General features: G+C 62.5%; 1 protein-coding gene. It reads left to right on the forward strand.

Annotation, left to right across the window (positions count from 1 at the left end):
- The first annotated feature begins 157 nt into the window (after positions 1-157).
- Positions 158-21,028, forward strand: coding sequence for an amino acid adenylation domain-containing protein (locus KUIN1_RS28350; protein ID WP_332107643.1), 20,871 nt, complete (start codon positions 158-160; stop codon positions 21,026-21,028).
- Positions 21,029-21,170: the final 142 nt, after the last annotated feature.

Raw genomic sequence — 21,170 nt, forward strand, 5'->3', positions numbered from 1 at the left:
TCTCATCATACCTGCGCCCGGACCCCGCTCTGTCTTCGAGTTTCGAAGCCCCTCCGTTTTTATCGTGCGAAATACTGTTTGCGACTCCGTGCTCCAGAGTCGTCGACCCTCTCCGAAATGATAAACAGCAGGTTACTCGATGCACTTCAGCGAATTGATGGCAGTTCTTTCCACGCACGCTATCCGTCTTCAACAGGAAGAAGACGATCTGGTGATTCTCGGTGACGACGAGGGGCTCGACAGTGCCACTCTTGAAAGCCTGAGCGTGCACAAGGCGGAACTGCTTACGCTGGTGGCTCGAATGGGCGGTGACTGGCTCAGCCCGGCCTTTCGCATTACTGCAGACATGCTGCCGCTGGCCAATCTGAGCCAGGAAGCGATTGACAGAATCGTCGACGCGATACCGGGTGGGGCTGGCAATGTGCAGGACATCTACCCGCTGGCGCCCCTGCAGGAAGGCATTCTCTATCATCACCTGACGGCCGGGCAGGGCGACCCCTATGTGTTGCGGGCGTTGTTCGGGGCCGAAAGCCGCGAACGTCTCGACGACTTCGCCCAGGCACTGCAGGCGGTGATCGAACGCCATGACATCCTGCGCACGGCGATGGTCTGGGAAGGCCTCGAAGAACCGGTGCAAGTGGTATTGCGCGAAGCAACGCTGGCCGTGGATGAGCTGACGCTGGACGCGGCTGGCGGCGACATCGAAACCCAGTTGCACGAACGCTATGATCCCCGGCATTTCCGTCTCGATCTGCGCCAGGCCCCGTTGATGCGCATGGTGTGCGCTGAAGATCCGGCCAACGCGCGCTGGGTCGCTATCCTGCTGTTCCACCACATCGCCATTGACCACGCTGCGCTGGACCTGGTGAAGCACGAGATGCAGGCGTTTCTGCTCGGCGAAGGCCATGCCTTGCCCGAAGCAGTGCCTTATCGTAACTACGTGGCACAGGTCCGACTGGGTGTCGGGGCTGATGCTCATGAAGGTTTTTTCCGCGAGATGCTGGCCGACATCGATGAGCCGACGCTGCCGTTCGGCGTGCTCGAAACGCCGGGCAGCGACTCACTGATCGAAGATGTGCACCTGCCCGTCGATGACGCATTGAGCGCGCGTCTGCGGACCCAGGCCCGACAGCTTGGGGTCAGCGCCGCGAGTCTGCATCACCTCGCCTGGGCGCGGGTGGTGGGTGCGCTGGCGGGCAAATCGGATGTGGTTTTCGGCACGGTGCTGATGGGCCGGATGCAGGGCGGCGACGGCGCCGACCGGGCGTTGGGCATGTTCATCAACACCTTGCCGTTGCGGGTCAGGCTCGAAGGGCATGCGGTGCGTGAAGGGGTCAGAACCACCCATGCACGGCTGACGGCCTTGCTCGGTCATGAACATGCGTCGCTGGCCCAGGCCCAGCGTTGCAGCGGCGTTGCCGCACCGGCGCCGTTGTTCAATTCGCTGCTCAATTACCGTCACAGTGCCAGCGAATCGGTGGCTTCGGCCGAAGCGCTCCAGGCCTGGAAAGGCTTGCAGAGTCTGGGCAGCGAGGAGCAGAGCACATACCCGATCACGCTGTCGGTGGATGACCTGGGCCAGGGCTTCAGCCTGACGGTTCAAGCCCTGGCGCAGATCGGTGCACAGCGCATCGGCGAGTACATGTTGACGGCACTCGGCGCGCTGGTAGAGGCGCTGGAGCAGCAGCCGCAAACCCCGTTGCAGCGTCTGCAAGTCCTCTCTGCAGCCGAACGCCAGCAAGTGCTGCACGACTTCAATGACACGGCACGCGAATACCCACGCAACAGCAGCCTGCAGGAACTTTTCGAACAACAGGTGGCGACGCAGCCTGATGCACTGGCTGCTGTGCAGAATGACCAGTGCCTGACCTACCGGGAACTGAACGGTCGCGCCAACGCGCTGGCCCGTCACCTGGTCGACCTCGGTGTGCAACCGGGCGGGCGAGTGGCATTGCTGCTGGAGCGCTCCCTTGATCTGCTGGCCGGTCAGTTGGCGATTATCAAATGCGGGGCGGCGTATGTGCCGCTGGACAGCAACGCCCCCGCCGAACGTCAAGCGTTCATGCTGCAAGACTGCGGTGCGCGGCAGGTGCTGACGCTGTCTCGCCATGACCTGCCCGACGGCATTCAGCGGATTGACCTTGACCTGCTGGAACTGCAAAGCGATGCACCCAACCCGGTACATTCGGCGTCCGCCGAGTCGGTGGCCTACATCATGTACACCTCCGGTTCCACCGGCATGCCCAAAGGCGTGTTGGTGCCGCACCGTGCTGTCAGCCGTCTGGTGCTCAATAACGGTTATGCCGATTTCAATGCCGGGGATCGTGTAGCGTTCGCCTCCAACCCGGCGTTCGACGCCAGCACCCTGGATGTCTGGGCGCCGCTGCTCAATGGCGGCTGCGTGGTGGTGGTCGAGCAGTCGGTGCTGCTGTCACTTGACGAGTTCCGCGCGCTGCTGCTGTCTCAGTCGGTCAGCGTGCTGTGGATGACCGCGGGTCTGTTTCATCAATATGCCAGCGGCCTGATGGAGGCCTTCGCCAGGTTGCGCTACCTGATCGTCGGGGGGGACGTGCTGGACCCGGCAGTAATCGCCAGGGTACTGGCAGAAGGCGCACCGCAACACCTGCTCAACGGCTACGGCCCGACCGAAGCGACGACCTTTTCCACGACCCATGAGATCATCTCGGTCGGCAGCGGAGGTATACCCATCGGCCGGCCGATTGGCAACAGTCAGGTCTACGTGCTCGATACTTTGCGCCAACCGGTAGCGGTCGGAGTGGCGGGGGAGCTGTATATCGGCGGACAGGGCGTGGCCAAGGGTTACTTGAACCGCCCGGAGCTGAACGCCACCCAGTTTGTCGCCAACCCTTTCAGCGACGACGCTGGAGCCCTGCTGTACCGCACTGGCGACCTTGGTCGCTGGAACGCAGACGGGATTGTCGAGTATCTGGGCCGTAACGACGACCAGGTGAAAATCCGTGGTTTCCGTATCGAACTGGGTGAAATCGAAGCGCGTCTGGTCGAGTGCCATGGCGTCAGAGAAGCCGTGGTGCTGGCCCGCCAGGACGAATCTGCACACAAACGCCTGGTGGCGTACGTGGTCGGCGAAGAAAACAGCGCCTTGTCAGCGGTCGAACTGCGCCGCGAACTGGCGGCGTCTCTGGCCGAATACATGGTGCCAAGCGCCTTTATGGTGCTGGACTCTTTCCCGCTGACCGCCAACGGCAAGCTTGATCGCCGGGCCTTGCCGGTACCGGACGCCGACGCCTACGCCAGCCGCGAATTCGAAGCACCCGAGGGTGAAGTGGAAATCACCCTGGCGCGCTTGTGGTCCGAATTGCTCAACGTTGAGCGCGTCGGTCGTCACGATCACTTCTTTGAGCTGGGCGGGCACTCGCTGCTGGCCGTCAGCCTGATCGAGCGTATGCGCCTGGCGGGGCTGAGCGCCGATGTACGCGTGCTGTTCAGCCAGCCCACGTTGGCCGCACTGGCCGCCGCCGTCGGCGCAGGCCGTGAAATCAATGTACCGGCCAACCTGATTGGCCAAGGCTGCGAGCGCATCACTCCAGAGCTGTTGCCGCTGGCAAGTCTGACCCAGGTGCAGATCGACCAGGTGGTGGCCAGCGTGCCCGGCGGCGTGGCGAATGTTCAGGATATCTACGCGCTGGCGCCGTTGCAGGAAGGCATTCTTTATCACCACATGGCAGCCGAGGTCGGCGACCCCTATGTGTTGCAGAGCCAGTTCGCCTTTGATAACCGCGAGCGCCTGGAAGCCTTCGTTCAGGCTTTGCAGATGGTTATCGACCGTCATGACATTCTGCGTACCGGGGTGGTCTGGGATGGTCTGGACTCACCTGTGCAAGTGGTCTGGCGCGAAGCGCAGTTGCACCTTGAAGGGCTTGAGCTTGACCCGGCAGACGGTGAGATCGGCGCGCAACTGCATAGCCGCTTCGACCCGCGTCACTACTGCCTCGATATGACTCAGGCGCCACTGATGCGCCTGGTCTACGCCGAGGATCCGCTCAATCAGCGAATCACCGCGATGCTGCTGTTCCATCATATGGCCCTGGATCATATGGCCATGGAGGTGGTGCAGCATGAAATGCAAGCCTGGCTGCTCGGCGAGAGCGAAACCCTGTCGGCGCCAGTGCCATACCGCAACTACGTGGCTCAGGCGCGGCTGGGTGTCAGCCAGGCTGATCATGAAGTGTTTTTCCGCGACATGCTGGGTGATATCGACGAGCCGACGCTGCCGTTCGGCCTGCAGGATGTGCAGGGCGACGGGCGTGATATAGAAGAAGCCGTCCTTGCCGTGGATAGCCAGCTGAACCTGCGCCTGCGTGCTCAGGCCCGACAACAAGGGGTGAGTGCCGCCAGTCTGGTGCACCTGGCCTGGGCCCAGGTGCTGGGCAAGGTTTCCGATCGTCGCGATGTGGTGTTCGGCACCGTACTGCTGGGCCGTATGCAGGCCGGCGAAGGCGCCGACCGGGCACTGGGGATGTTCATCAACACCTTGCCGCTGCGGGTCGCCGTGGGCGGGCAGGGTGTACGCGCCGGGGTCAAGGCGACACACGCGCAACTCACTGCGTTGCTCGCTCACGAACATGCATCGCTGGCGCTGGCTCAGCGTTGCAGCGGGGTTGCCGCACCGACGCCACTGTTCAGCGCACTGCTCAACTACCGCCACAGTGCGGTTGGCAGCGTGTCCGAACGTGCCGTACAGGCCTGGCAGGGTATTCATGCCCTGAGCAGTGAAGAGCGCACCAACTATCCATTGACGTTGAACGTCGATGATTTGGGTGACGGCTTCAAACTGGCTGCGCTGGCGACGAACGCGATCGGTGCGCAGCGCGTGTGTGGTTACATGCACACGGCTCTGGAGCATCTGGTGGACGCTCTAGAGCTAATGCCACAAGCGTCGTTACAAGGCTTGTCGATCCTGCCGGCTGTCGAGCGTGAGCAGTTGCTGGTGGGTTTCAACGACACCGCGCTGGATTACCCGCAGCAGCAGACCATTCACGGTATGTTCGAAGCGCAGGTCGAGCGTACTCCGCAAGCGTTGGCAGTGGTCCACGGCGAACAGCACCTGACGTATCGCGAGCTTGACCAGCAGGCCAACCGCCTGGCCCATGCGTTGATCAAGCAGGGCGTGCAGCCGGATTCCCGCGTCGGTATCTGTGTCGAACGCGGCGCGGAAATGGTCGTCGGTTTGCTGGCGATTCTCAAGGCGGGCGGCGGGTATGTGCCGTTGGATCCGACCTATCCATTAGAACGTATTGCCTACATGCTGCAGGACAGTGCGCCTGCCGCCGTGCTGGCGCAGTCGGCGACTGAAGCGTTACTGGCCGACGCTTCGGTGCCAGTGATCAACCTTGATTTGGGCAACTGGCAGGACGAATCCGTCCAGAATCCGCAGGTGCCGGGGCTGACTTCGGCGCATCTGGCGTACCTGATCTATACCTCGGGCTCCACCGGGCTGCCGAAAGGCGTGATGATCGAACACCGCAACACCGTGAACTTCCTGACCTGGGCGCACACCGCTTTCGACGGCTCTGCACTGGAAAAAACGCTGTTCTCCACCTCATTGAATTTCGACCTGGCGGTCTACGAGTGTTTTGCGCCGCTGACCTCGGGCGGCAGCATCGAAGTCGTCAAAAACGTTCTTGAACTGCAGCACGGCGAACACGATATCGGCCTGATCAACACCGTACCGTCGGCGCTTAAAGCGCTGCTGGAAGTCAACGGCCTGCCGGAATCGGTGCACACCGTGAACGTGGCCGGTGAAGCGCTCAAGCGCAGCCTGGTGGAAGATCTATTCGAAAGAACCGGCGTGCAGCGCCTGTGCAACCTCTACGGTCCTTCGGAAACCACCACCTACTCGAGCTGGGTGGCGATGGATCGCGAAGACGGTTTTGCTGCGCACATCGGCAAACCGGTCGGCAACACCCGGTTCTACTTGCTGGATGAGCAGCAACAGCCCGTGCCACTGGGTGTTGCGGGTGAAATCTACATTGGCGGTGCCGGTGTGGCCCGTGGCTACCTGAACCGTGACGACCTGACCGCCGAACGCTTCCTGCTGGACCCGTTCAGCCAGCAGCCGGCGGCACGCATGTACCGCACCGGCGACCTGGGCCGCTACCTGCCAGACGGCAATATCGAATACCTCGGCCGTAACGACGATCAGGTGAAAATCCGCGGCTTCCGTATCGAGCTCGGCGAGATCGATGCGCGTCTGGCCAAACACCCGGCGGTCCACGAAGCCGTGGTCACTGCCCGCGAAGACATTCCCGGCGACAAGCGTCTGGTGGCTTATTACACCCTGGTGTCCGGGCACACCTCGGTGGACATCGACAACCTGCGCAGCCATTTGCAGGAAAAGCTGCCCGAGTACATGGTTCCGGCCATTTACGTGCTGCTGGAGGCCATGCCTCTGACACCGAATGGCAAGCTCGACCGCAAGGCCCTGCCGGCGCCGGACGTTGAGGCACTGAGCAGTCGTGGCTATGAAGCGCCACAAGGTGAGACCGAAACGCAGCTTGCTGCCATCTGGCAAGACTTGCTGGGCGTGGCCCGGATCGGTCGTCACGACAACTTCTTCGAACTGGGCGGTCACTCGCTGCTGGCGGTGAGCCTGATCGGGCGTATGCGCCAATTGGGCCTGAGCGCCGATGTGCGCGTGCTGTTCAGCCAGCCAACCCTGGCCGCACTGGCTGCTGCAGTTGGCGGTAGCACGGACATCGTGGTGCCGGCCAATCTGATCACCGAGGATTGCCAACGTATTACGCCCGATCTGCTGCCACTGGCCAGCCTGACCCAAACGCAGATCGATCAGGTGGTCGCCACAGTACCGGGCGGCGTGGCGAATGTGCAGGACATCTACCCACTGGCACCGTTGCAGGAAGGCATTCTCTATCACCACATCGCCGCCGAGCAGGGCGATCCCTATGTGCTGCAGGCGCATTTCGCCTTTGATGACCGCGCGTGCCTGGACGCCTTCGTCCAGGCTTTGCAGACGGTTATCGATCGTCACGACATTCTGCGCACCGGTGTCGTCTGGAAAGGTCTGGACTCACCCGTGCAGGTGGTCTGGCGCCACGCACAATTGCCTCTTGAGATGTTGCAACTCGACCCGGCAGCCGGTGATGTCAGCGCGCAACTGCACGACCGCTTCGACCCGCGTCACCACCGCCTTGATGTCACTCAGGCACCGCTGATGCGCCTGGCCTATGCCGAAGACCCGCTGAATCAGCGGATCTGCGCGATGTTGCTGTTCCATCACATGGTCCTCGATAACATGGCGATGGCCGTGGTACAGCATGAAATGCAGGCCTGGTTGCTGGGCGAAGCTCAAAATCTGTCGACACCGGTGCCATACCGCAATTATGTGGCCCAGGCACGCCTGGGCGTCAGCCAGGCCGATCACGAAGCGTTTTTCCGCGACATGCTCGGTGATGTAGACGAGCCGACGCTGCCGTTCGGTCTGATCAATGTGCAGGGCGATGGCCTTGATATCGAGGAAGCCAACCTTGCGCTGGCCCCTCGGTTGAACCTGAGACTGCGCGCTCAGGCCCGACAACAGGGGGTGAGCACCGCCAGTCTGCTGCACCTGGCCTGGGCTCAGGTATTGAGCTCGGTTTCAAACAGGCAGGACGTGGTGTTCGGCACCGTGCTGATGGGCCGGATGCAGGCCGGGGAAGGCGCCGAGCGTGCATTGGGGATGTTCATCAACACCTTGCCGCTGCGGGTTTCGGTGAGCGGGAAAAGCGTGCGGGACGGGGTCAAGGCCACTCATAAACGTCTGACTGCCTTGCTGGGTCATGAGCATGCTTCACTGGCGCTGGCTCAGCGTTGCAGCGGCATTCCCGCGCCAACGCCACTGTTCAGTTCGCTGCTCAACTATCGCCATAGTGCGCCTGGCAGCGTATCCGAGCGGGCGACCCAGGCCTGGCAGGGTATTCATACGCTGAACAGCGAAGAACGCACCAACTATCCATTGACCTTGAACGTCGATGACTCCGGTGAAGGCTTCAACCTGAACGTACTGGTCACCGGCGCCGTGGGTGCCAAACGGGTCTGCGCTTACATGCAGACCGTGCTGGAACATCTGGTGGATGCGCTTGAGCAGTCACCGTCTGCGGCCCTCGACAGCCTGTCGATCCTGCCTGCTGGCGAACGTGCGCAATTGCTGGTGGCGTTCAACGACACAGCAATGGCTTACCCGCAGCAGCAGACCATTCATGGCTTGTTCGAAGCACAGGTCGAGCGCACCCCGCAGGCGCTCGCAGTGGTTCACGGCGAACAGCGCCTGACGTATCGCGAACTCAACGAGCAGGCCAACCGCCTGGCCCATGCCTTGCGCAAGCAGGGCGTGCAGCCGGATTCCCGCGTCGGTATCTGTGTTGAACGCAGTGCCGAGATGGTCGTCGGTTTGCTGGCGATCCTCAAGGCGGGCGGTGGTTACGTGCCGCTGGATCCGGCTTATCCAGCGGAACGTATTGCCTACATGCTGCAGGACAGTGCGCCGGCAGCCGTGCTGGCGCAGTCGGCAACCGAGGCGCTGCTGGCCGACGTTTCGGTGCCAGTCATCAACCTTGATTTGGGCAACTGGCAGGACCAATCCGTCCAGAATCCGCAGGTGCCGGGGCTGACTTCTGCGCATCTGGCGTACCTGATCTACACCTCGGGTTCGACCGGGCTGCCGAAAGGCGTGATGATCGAACACCGCAACACCGTGAACTTCCTGACCTGGGCGCATAGCGCTTTCGACGCCGGGACCGCCACTTCGGCACTGGAAAAAACGCTGTTCTCCACCTCATTGAACTTCGACCTGGCGGTCTACGAGTGTTTTGCGCCGCTGACCTCGGGCGGCAGTATCGAAGTCGTCAAGAACGTGCTGGAACTGCAAAACGGCGAGCACGATATCGGCCTGATCAACACCGTACCGTCAGCGCTCAAGGCCTTGCTAGAAGTCGATGGCTTGCCGACGTCGGTCCATACCGTGAACGTGGCGGGTGAAGCGCTGAAACGCAGCCTGGTGGAATCGCTGTTCGAGAAAACCGGCGTCCGGCGCCTGTGCAACCTCTACGGGCCTTCGGAAACCACCACCTATTCAAGCTGGGTCGCGATGGATCGCGAAGACGGCTTCGCTGCGCACATCGGCAAACCGGTCGGCAATACGCAGTTCTACCTGCTGGATGAACAGCAACAGCCTGTTCCGCTGGGCGTCGCGGGTGAAATCTACATTGGCGGTGCCGGTGTGGCGCGCGGTTATCTGAACCGTGACGAACTCACTGCCGAACGCTTCCTTACGGATCCGTTCAGTCAGCAGCCAGCAGCACGTATGTACCGCACCGGCGACCTTGGCCGTTATTTGCCAGACGGCAATATCGAATACCTGGGTCGTAACGACGATCAGGTGAAAATCCGTGGCTTCCGCATCGAACTGGGCGAGATCGATGCACGTCTGGCCAAGCACCCGGCGGTCCACGAAGCGGTGGTCACTGCCCGTGAAGACATTCCCGGCGACAAGCGTCTGGTGGCTTATTACACCCTGAGCGCAGGGCATGCTTCGGTGGACAGCGACAGCCTGCGCGGCTGGCTGCAGGAACAACTGCCGGCCCACATGATCCCGGCGGCCTATGTGCTGCTCGATGCAATGCCGCTGACCCCGAACGGCAAACTCGACCGCAAGGCCCTTCCCGCACCGGACGGCGATGCACTGATCCGTGGCGGCTACGAGGCGCCACAAGGCACAGCCGAAATCACTCTGGCGAAGATCTGGAGCGACTTGCTCAACATCGAGCGTGTCGGTCGCCACGATCATTTCTTTGAACTGGGCGGCCATTCGCTGCTGGCGGTGAGCCTGATTGAACGTATGCGCCAGGCCGGCCTGAGTGCCAACGTGCGTACATTGTTCAGCCAGCCGACCCTCGCGGCACTGGCTGCGGCGGCAGGCGCGGTCGACGAGCTGGTGATCCCGGCTAACCGCATTCCAGCCGACTGCCAGAAAATCACCCCGGACATGCTGCCGCTGATCAACCTGACCCAGGTGCAGATCGATCAAATGGTCGCTGGCGTGCCTGGCGGCGCGGCGAACGTACAGGACATCTACCCGCTGGCCCCCTTGCAGGCGGGCATTCTCTATCACCACATCAGCGCCGAGCAGGGCGACCCCTATGTATTGCAGGCGCAGTTCGCCTTTGACAGCCGCACTCACCTGGATACCTTTGCTCAAACGCTGCAAACGGTCATCAACCGCCATGACATCCTGCGCACCTCCATGCACTGGGAAAGCCTCGACGAGCCGTTGCAGGTGGTCTGGCGCCATGTCGAGATCAGCGTAGAAGAAGTTCAGCTCAACCCTGGCCTTGGTGATATATCCCGTCAGTTGCAAGAGCGTCTGGACCCACGCCAGATACGCCTGGACATCCGTCAGGCCCCCTTGATGCGTCTGGTGTGTGCGTTGGACACCGTCAACCAGCGCTGGCTGGCGACCTTGATGTTTCACCACATGATCCTTGACCACACCGCGCTGGATCAGGTGCGCTATGAGATGCAGGTCTGCCTGCTCGGTCAGGCCGATCAGCTTGGCGACTCCATTCCTTACCGCAACTATGTCGCTCAGGCCCGACTGGGCCTTAACGAACGCGACCACGAGCTGTTCTTCAAGGACATGCTTGGCGACATCGACGAGCCGACGCTGCCGTTCGACCTGCACGATGTACAAGGCGACGGTAACGCTATCGATCAGGCCCGTCTGATGCTGGACAGCGGTTTGAGCCAGCGCCTGAGAGTTCAGGCGCGGCAGCTTGGGGTCAGCGCGGCGAGCCTGCTCCATCTGGCGTTCGCGCAAATGCTGGGTCGCCTCAGCGGACGTGAACACGTAGTGTTCGGCACCGTATTGATGGGCCGGATGCAGAGCGGCGAGGGCGCCGAACGAGCCCTTGGCATGTTCATTAACACCTTGCCGCTGCGGGTGGACCTGGGCGAACAGGCCGTGCGTGACGGGGTCAAGGCCACGCATCGGCGGTTGACCGGGCTACTCGGGCATGAGCACGCGTCGCTGGCGCTGGCCCAGCGTTGCAGCGGCGTAGTTGCACCGGCGCCGTTGTTCAGCGCCTTGCTCAACTATCGTCACAGCAGTGTTGCCGTGACCGATGAAGCGCTCACCGCCTGGAATGGCATGCAATCGCTGGCGCTGGACGATGAAGAACGCACCAACTACCCATTGACCGTCAATGTCGACGATATGGGCGAAGGCTTCCTGTTCACTGCGCTGGTGGCGGCGAGCATAGGCGCGCAGCGTCTTTGCGACTATCTGCAGTTGGCAGCAGAAGGGCTGGTCGATGCGCTGGAACAGGCGCCGCAAACTCCACTGCACGCCATTTCGATACTGCCGCTCAACGAACGTGCGCAGTTGCTCAAGCAGTGGAACGAGCCTGGCCAGCACTACGCGAATGGCACACCCATCCACCAGCAATTCGAAGCCCGTGCCGCAGAACGGCCCGACGCCGTAGCGCTGATGTTCGAAGCGCAGACCCTGAGCTACGGCCAGCTCAACGCACGTGCCAACCAGGTCGCTCATCGCTTGCTGGCATTGGGTGTGCGCCCGGATGATCGCGTGGCGATCTGCGTCGAGCGTGGCCCGGCGATGATTATCGGCTTGCTGGGTATCCTCAAATCCGGCGCCGGTTATGTGCCGCTTGATCCGGCTTACCCCCTTGAGCGCCTGGCCTACACCCTCGGCGACAGCACGCCGGTGGCGTTGTTGAGTCAACAGTCAGTGCAGCAAGCCTTGCCAGTGACGGAAGTCCCCATCATTAGCCTTGACGATGCCGACTTGCAGGACGAATCCGTCTGCAATCCAGAGGTGTCGGGGCTGACGGCTGCGAGCCTGGCCTACGTCATCTACACCTCCGGCTCGACCGGTCTGCCCAAAGGCGTGATGGTCGAGCATCGCAACGTTGCGCGGCTGTTCTCGGCCACTCAAGACTGGTTCGGATTCGGCGAGCAGGATGTGTGGGCGCTGTTCCACTCGTTCGCCTTCGACTTCTCGGTCTGGGAAATCTGGGGCGCGCTGCTGCACGGCGGACGTCTGCTGATCGTGCCGCAACTGGTCAGCCGTTCACCTCGATACTTCCACGACCTGCTGTGCAGTGCCGGGGTCACGGTGCTCAACCAGACACCGAGTGCGTTCCGCCAGCTGATTGCCGCACAGGGCGAGAACGAGCAGGCGCATTCGCTGCGCCAGGTGATTTTCGGTGGAGAAGCGCTGGAAACGGCGATGCTCAAGCCGTGGTATGCCCGGCAAGCGAACGCCGGTACACAACTGGTAAATATGTACGGCATCACCGAAACCACGGTGCATGTGACCTATTACCCGTTGCAGGCCGACGATGCACAGCGTATCGGTGCCAGCCCGATCGGCAGGCGCATTCCCGATTTGCAACTGTATGTCCTCGACACCCATGGCGAACCGGTGCCAGTCGGCGTGGTCGGCGAGTTGTATGTCGGCGGTGCCGGTGTGGCACGTGGCTACCTGAACCGTGAAGCACTGACGGCCGAGCGTTTCATCGATAACCCGTTCAACACGGCGCCGGGTGCGCGCCTGTACCGCACCGGTGACCTGGGCCGCTGGCTGGCCGATGGCAGCCTTGAGTACCTGGGCCGGAACGACGAACAGGTCAAGATTCGTGGCTTCCGCATCGAGTTGGGCGAGATCGAAGCGCAACTCGTCGCGTGTGACGGTGTACAGGATGCCATGGTGCTGGTCCGTGAGGACGAACCGGGCGACAAGCGTCTGGTGGCCTATGTCATCGGTACCGCGGGCGCCGAACTGGACGCCACCCACTTGCGCGAGCAACTGCGCCTGTCGCTGGCCGAGTACATGCTGCCGAGCGCCTTTGTCAGTCTGGAAAGCTTCCCGCTGACCGCCAATGGCAAGCTCGACCGCAAGGCTTTGCCTGCGCCTGACCGCTCGGCGGTGGCCAGTCGCGGCTACGAAGCGCCCGAGGGCGACACCGAGATGGCCATTGCACGGATCTGGCAAGACCTGCTGCAACTGGAGCAGGTCGGTCGGCATGACCATTTCTTCGAACTGGGCGGTCACTCGCTGCTGGCCGTGAAATTGATCGAGCGCATGCGCCAGATCGATCTGGTTGCCGACGTGCGCGTGCTGTTCAGCCAGCCGACCCTGTCTGCCCTGGCGGAGGCGGTGGGCGGCAAGGGGGCCGTCGAGGTACCCGCCAACCTTATTCCCGCCAACTGCGAACGCATCACCCCGGACATGCTGCCGCTGGTGTCACTGAGCCAGGACGACATAGATCGTGTAGTAGCCAGCGTGCCCGGCGGTCTGGCCAACGTGCAGGACATCTACGCGCTGGCGCCATTGCAGGAGGGGATTTTGTATCACCACCTTGCTGCGGCCGAAGGTGACCCCTATCTGCAATACGCACTGTTTGCCTTTGACAGCCTCGAGCGTCTGCACAGTTTCGCCCAGGCGCTGCAAGGTGTCATAGCGCGGCACGATATCCTGCGCACCGCGGTGCTTTGGGAGCGTCTCGACGCACCGGTGCAGGTAGTCTGGCGTGAAGCGACCCTGGGTCTGGATGAACAGGTGCTGGACCCGGCCGATGGCGATATCACCGAAAAATTGCTCAAGCGCCTGGACCCTCGTCATACGCGCCTGGACATCCGTCAGGCGCCGATGCTGCGCATCGGCTACGCACAGGACGCGGCGAACAACCGCTGGCTGGGCATGCTCCTGTTCCATCACCTGGTCGACGATGCCACCTCGCTGCGCATTCTGAGCAGCGAAATCGAAGCGCACATGCTCGGTCAGCAAGCCTCGCTGCCGCCGTCCGTGCCTTATCGCAACTACGTGGCCCAGGCCATGCTCGGCGTTAGCCGCGAGGAGCACGAGGCGTTTTTCCGCGACATGCTGGGTGACATCGATGAACCGACGCTGCCGTTCGGTCTGCAGGACGTGCAGGGCGACGGACGTGGTATCGAAGAAGTGCGCCAGTTGGTCGACGTCGACCTGAGCCGACGCCTGCGCGTGCAGGCCCGCCAACTCGGGGTCAGCTCAGCCAGCCTGTATCACCTGGCCTGGGCCCGTGTGCTGGGCGCTGTATCAGGCAAAGAGGACGTGGTGTTCGGCACCGTGTTGCTCGGTCGCCTGCAAGGCGGCGCCGGGTCCGACCGGGCGCTGGGAATGTTCATCAATACCTTGCCGCTGCGTGTCACGCTGGGCGAGCAGGGTGTGCGCAGCGGTCTGAAAGCCACTCACGCACGACTCAGCGGGCTGCTGGCCCATGAACACGCCTCGCTGGTACTGGCCCAGCGTTGCAGTGGCGTACCTGCTTCGACACCATTGTTCAGCTCGCTGCTCAACTTCCGCCATACCGGTGATCTCGACGCGAGCGACCAGGCGCTGGCCGCCTGGGAAGGTATTCAGGCGCTGCATGGCGAAGAACGCACCAACTACCCGCTGACCTTATGCGTGGATGACCTGGGCGAAGGTTTCAACCTGACCGTCATGGCCGAAGGGCAGATCGGTGCCAAGCGTGTGTGTACCTACATGCACTGTGTGCTGGAAAATCTGGTGCAAGCACTGGAGCAGACCCCGGACGCAGCGCTGGGAGCACTGAATATCCTGCCTGCCAGCGAGCGCCAGCAACTGCTGGAAAGCTGGAACACCCCGCATGCGCTGCAGGCCGACGACGCCTTGATTCACCGTACCTTCGAAGCCTGGGTGGTGGCGCAGCCGAATGCCGTGGCCCTGGACTATGAAGAGCGCACCCTGACCTATGCCGAGCTGAACACCCGCGCCAACCAGGTAGCCCACTACCTGCTGGGCCTTGGCGTGCAGCCGGATGACCGGGTGGCGATCTGTGTCGAGCGCAGCCTGGAAATGATTGTCGGCCTGCTCGGGGTGCTCAAGGCCGGTGCGGGTTACGTGCCGATTGACCCGGCCTATCCGGCCGAGCGTATCGCCTATCAGTTGCAGGACAGCGCGCCGATGGCGGTGCTGGCCGATGCTGCGGGGCTGGCATTGCTGGGCTCGTTCGATGGCCCACGCGTAGATCTGCACAGTCCGGCGTTGCAGGCACAACCGGGTCACAATCCACAACTGACCGGGCTCAGCCCGCGCCACCTGGCTTACGTTATCTACACCTCCGGTTCGACCGGCCTGCCCAAGGGCGTAATGGTCGAGCACCGCAACGTGGCCCGGCTGTTCTCGGCCACCCAGAGCTGGTTTGGCTTCAACGAGCAGGATGTCTGGGCCTTGTTCCATTCATTCGCTTTCGACTTCTCGGTCTGGGAAATCTGGGGCGCGCTGTTGCACGGTGGGCGTTTGTTGATAGTGCCGCAACTGGTCAGCCGCTCCCCGCAAGACTGCTACGCATTGTTGTGCAACGCCGGAGTGACGGTGCTCAACCAGACCCCGAGTGCATTCCGCCAGTTGCTCAATGCCCAGGGCGAGAGCGATCAGCGACACTCCTTGCGCCAGGTGATTTTTGGTGGCGAAGCGCTGGACACCGGGATGCTCAAGCCGTGGTACGCCAGGGTGATCAACGCGGGTACGCAGTTGGTGAACATGTATGGCATCACCGAAACCACGGTGCATGTGACCTATCACCCTCTGGTGGCGGCAGATGCTCAGCGTTCAGGCGTGAGCCCTATTGGTGTGCGCATTCCCGATTTGCAGTTGTATGTACTTGATGCACGCCGCGAGCCGGTGCCGGTGGGTGTGGTCGGCGAGCTGTATGTCGGCGGCGCCGGCGTTGCGCGGGGCTACTTGAACCGTGAAGCGCTGACGGCCGAGCGTTTCCTGGCGAATCCGTTCAGCAAGGAGCCTCAGGCGCGCCTGTACCGAACCGGCGACCTGGGTCGCTGGATGGCCGATGGCAGTCTCGACTACCTGGGCCGCAACGACGACCAGGTGAAGATCCGTGGTTTCCGTATCGAGCTGGGCGAAATTCAAGCCGTGCTGGCCGCCTGCAACACGGTCCGCGAAGCGCTGGTGCTGGTCCGCGAAGATCAACCGGGCGACAAGCGCCTGGTGGCCTATGTGATCGCTGCGCCCGGCCACGAAATCGTGGCGGCTGACTTGCGTGCGCAGTTGCTGCTGTCCCTGGCCGACTACATGGTGCCCAGTGCTTTTGTAGCCCTGGACAGCTTCCCGCTGACCGCCAACGGCAAGCTCGACCAAAAGGCGTTGCCTGCACCGGATGCTCAGGCGCTGGCAATGCGCGAATACGCGCCGCCAGAGGGCGACGTCGAGATCGCCATCGCACAGATCTGGCAGTCTCTGCTGCAAGTGCCGCAGGTTGGCCGCCACGATCATTTCTTCGAGCTGGGCGGGCATTCCTTGCTGGCCGTCAAACTGATCGAGCGCATGCGCCAGATCGACCTCTCGGCTGACGTGCGCGTGCTGTTCAGCCAGCCGACCCTGGCCGCACTCGCCGCGGCGGTGGGCGGGTACACAGAAGTACAGGTGCCGGATAACCTGATCGTACAGGGCTGCGAGCGTATTACCCCGGACATGCTGCCGCTGGCTGATCTGGATCAGGCAGGGATTGATCGCGTTGTGGCGAGCGTGCCGGGCGGCCTGGCCAACATCCAGGACATCTACGCTCTGGCCCCCTTGCAGGAAGGCATTCTCTATCACCACCTGGCCGCGGATGAAGGTGACCCCTACGTCTTGCAGATGCTCTTCGCCTTCGATGATCGCGAGTGCCTGGCCGGTTTCGCCGCGGCCTTGCAGAGCGTGGTAGAACGCCACGACATCCTGCGCACCAGTGTGGTCTGGGAAGGGCTTGAACAGCCGGTACAGGTGGTATGGCGCAACGCGAAACTGAGCCTGGAAGAAGTGACCATCGATCCGCTCGACGGTGACGTGCTGACACGACTGCGCGAGCGTTTTGACCCGCGTCACTATCGCCTGGACATCGGCCAGGCGCCGCTGATGCGCATCGCCTACGCCGAGGACAACACCCACCAGCGTCTGGTCGGCATGTTGCTGTTCCACCATCTGGCGCTGGATCACACCTCACTGGAAGTGGTGGTGGAGGAAATGCAGGCCAGCCTGCAGGGGCAGATCGAGCAATTGCCGACCCCGGTGCCTTATCGCAACCATGTGGCCCAGGCGCGTCTGGGTATCAGCCAGGCCGAGCACGAAGCGTTTTTCCGCGACATGCTCGGCGACATCGACGAACCGACCCTGGCTTACGGCATACAGGACGTGCAGGGCGATGGCAGTGGTATCGAGGAAGTGCATCAGGTGCTCGACAGCCAGCTGAGCAGCCGTATACGCAGTATTGCGCGGCAGTTGGGAGTTAGCGCTGCCAGTCTGGCGCACCTGGCATGGGCCCAGGTGGCAGGTCGGGTTTCGGGCCGTGAAGAAGTGGTGTTCGGTACCGTACTGATGGGCCGCATGCAGGGCGGCAACGGTGCCGACCGGGCGCTGGGAATGTTCATCAACACCTTGCCGCTGCGCATCAGCGTCGGCAGCCAGAGCGCTCTGGCGGCGGTCAAGGTCACTCACCAGCGCCTGTCGGCGCTGCTGGGGCATGAGCATGCCTCGCTGTCGCTGGCCCAGCGCTGCAGCGGCGTGCCCGGTTCGCTGCCGCTGTTCAGCACCTTGCTCAACTACCGCCACAGCAACGGCAGTGCGGCTTCGAGCGAAACATTGTCAGCCTGGCAGGGCATTCAGACCCTGAGCATGGAGGAACGCACCAACTATCCGTTGTGCCTGAACGTCGATGACCTGGGCGATGCTTTCATGCTCACCATTCAGGCTGTCCAGCAAATCAATGCCCAGCGCATCGGCGAGTACATGCAGGTTGCACTGCGCAACCTGGTGGACGCACTGGAACACACGCCGCAAGCAGCGCTGAACAGCCTGTCGATACTGCCGGACGATGAGCGCGAGCTGTTGCTGACGGGCTTCAACGACACAGCCCACCCTTATCCGCGTGATGTCCTGATTCACCAACTGATCGAACAACAGGCCGCCCAGCGTCCGGATGCCTGCGCCGTACGCGGCGACAGCGGGCCGTTGCTCACTTACGCCGAACTCAACCAGCAGGCGAACCAGCTCGCCCATCGCCTGATCGAGCTGGGCGTGGAGCCGGATACGCGGGTCGCGGTCAGCCTGCGTCGCGGCGCGGAAATGGTCGTGGCGCTCTTGGGTATTCTCAAGGCCGGTGGCGCCTATGTACCGATCGACCCTGACCTGCCCAGCGCTCGCCAGACTTATATGCTCGAGGACAGCTCGCCGCAGGCAGTGCTGACCACTCGGGACCTGAGCGACAACCTGCCGGCCTCGGATCTTCCGGTGCTGGTGCTCGATGGCCGCGATGACCGCGCGCAATTGGCCAGGCAGCCGAGCGTCAACCCGGATGCCAAGGCCCTGGGCCTGCAGCCGAATCACCTGGCCTATGTGCTTTACACCTCGGGCTCTACCGGTACACCCAAAGGCGTGATGAACGAGCACCTGGGCGTGGTCAACCGCCTGCTTTGGGCGCGCGACGCCTATCAGGTGAACAGTCAGGATCGCGTACTGCAAAAGACCCCGTTCGGTTTCGACGTCTCGGTCTGGGAGTTTTTCCTGCCACTGCTGACCGGTGCCGAACTGGTCATGGCCCGTCCCGGTGGCCATCAGGATCCGGACTACCTGGCGCAGGTGATGAGTGACGCGGGCATTACCCTGCTGCACTTCGTGCCCTCGATGCTCGATGTGTTTCTGGAACACCGCTCAACCCGCGACTTCCCGCAACTGCGCCGCGTGCTGTGCAGTGGCGAGGCCTTGCCTCGTGCGTTGCAGCGCCGCTTCGAGCAACACCTGAAGGGCGTTGAACTGCACAACCTGTATGGCCCGACCGAAGCGGCCATCGACGTTACCGCCTGGGAATGTCGTCCGACGGATCCGGGCGACAGCGTGCCCATCGGCCGCCCGATTGCCAACATTCAGATGCACGTACTCGATGCCTTGGGCCAGTTGCAACCATTGGGTGTGGCCGGTGAGCTGCACATTGGCGGTATCGGCGTGGCGCGGGGTTACCTGAATCAGCCGGACCTGAGTGCCGAGCGTTTCATCGCTGACCCGTTCTCCAGCGACCCGCAGGCACGCCTGTACAAAACCGGCGACGTCGGTCGCTGGCTGGCCAATGGCGCGCTGGAATACCTGGGCCGTAATGACTTTCAGGTGAAGATCCGCGGCTTGCGTATCGAAATCGGCGAAATCGAGGCCGCCCTGGCTAAACACCCGGCGGTCCATGAAGCGGTGGTCACTGCTCGCGAAGACATACCCGGCGACAAACGTCTGGTGGCTTACTACACGCAGTCTGCCGAGCACACTGCTGTCGATATCGAAACCCTGCGCGGTCACCTGCAGCAACAGTTGCCTGAATACATGGTTCCGGCCATTTATGTACTGCTCGAGGCCATGCCATTGACCTCGAACGGCAAGCTGGATCGCAAGGCGCTGCCGGCACCGGACGGTGATGCGCTGATCAGCCGTGGCTACGAAGCGCCGCAAGGCGAAATCGAGGAGCAGATCGCGATTATCTGGCAAGACCTGCTGGGCGTCGAGCAGGTCGGGCGTCACGACAACTTCTTCGAACTCGGCGGCCATTCGCTGCTGGCAGTGAGCCTGACCGGGCGCATGCGCCAGTTGGGCCTGAGCGCCGACGTGCGCGTGCTGTTCAGCCAACCCACCCTGGCTGCACTGGCCGCAGCCGTGGGCGGTGGGACCGAGGTCGTGGTGCCCGCCAACCTGATCACCGAGGACTGCCAACGCATTACGCCTGAGCTGCTGCCACTGGCCGACCTGACCCAGGCGCAGATCGATCAAGTCGTCGCAACCGTGCCGGGTGGCGTGACCAATGTGCAGGACATCTACCCGCTGGCGCCGTTGCAGGCAGGCATTCTTTATCACCATCTGGCCGCCGAAATCGGCGACCCCTATGTGCTACAGACGCAGTTCGCGTTCGCTGACAGCGAGCGTCTGAACGCCTTCGTTCAGGCCTTGCAGATGGTCATCGACCGTCACGACATTCTGCGCACCAGCGTGGTATGGGACAGTCTGGACTCGCCGGTGCAAGTGGTCTGGCGTCAGGCACAGTTGCACCTTGACGCACTTGAGCTTGATCCGGCAGACGGCGATATCGGTGCGCAACTGCACAGCCGCTTTGATCCGCGTCATTACCGACTGGACATCGGCCAGGCACCTTTGATGCGTGTGGCCTATGCCGAAGACTCGCTCAACCAGCGCATCTGCGCGATGCTGCTGTTCCATCACATGGCGCTGGACCACGTCGCGCTGGAAGTGGTGAAGCATGAAATGCAGGCATGGCTGGCGGGCGAGGCCGACACTTTGGCGGCGTCGGTACCCGTGCCGTATCGCAACTATGTGGCCCAGGCACGCCTGGGTGTCAGCCAGGCCGATCACGAAACATTTTTCCGCGACATGCTCGGCGACATCGACGAGCCGACGCTGCCGTTCGGTTTGCAGGATGTGCAGGGTGAAGGTCGCGACATCGAGGAAGCCAGCCTGGCGCTGGCCCCCCAAATGAGCCTGCGCCTGCGTGCTCAAGCCCGCCAGCAAGGGGTGAGTGCCGCGAGCCTGGTGCATCTGGCCTGGGCTCAGGTGCTGGGCAAGGTGTCAAACAGGCAGGATGTGGTGTTCGGCACTGTACTGATGGGCCGGATGCAGGGTGGCGAAGGTGCCGAGCGAGCCTTGGGGATGTTCATCAACACCTTGCCGCTGCGGGTTTCAGTGGGTGAGCAGGGTGTGCGTGACGGGGTCAAGGCCACTCATAAGCGCCTGACTGCATTGCTCGGTCACGAACATGCCTCACTGGCGTTGGCCCAGCGTTGCAGCGGTGTTGCCGCGCCGGCGCCCTTGTTCAGCGCACTGCTCAACTATCGCCACAGTGGGTCGGCAGTGTGTCCGACCAGGCCATGCAGGCCTGGCAGGGCATCGCGGTACTCAGCGGTGAAGAACGCACCAACTACCCACTGACCTTGAACGTCGACGATCTGGGCGAAGGGTTCAGCCTGACGGCGTTGGTGGTTTCGTCAATCGGCGCGCAACGTGTGTGCGGCTACATGCACACGGCACTGGAAAACCTGTTGACGGCGCTGGAGCAGACGCCAGAAACGTC

It is taken from the genome of Pseudomonas sp. KUIN-1, assembly GCF_009176725.1.
Classification (GTDB): domain Bacteria; phylum Pseudomonadota; class Gammaproteobacteria; order Pseudomonadales; family Pseudomonadaceae; genus Aquipseudomonas; species Aquipseudomonas fragariae.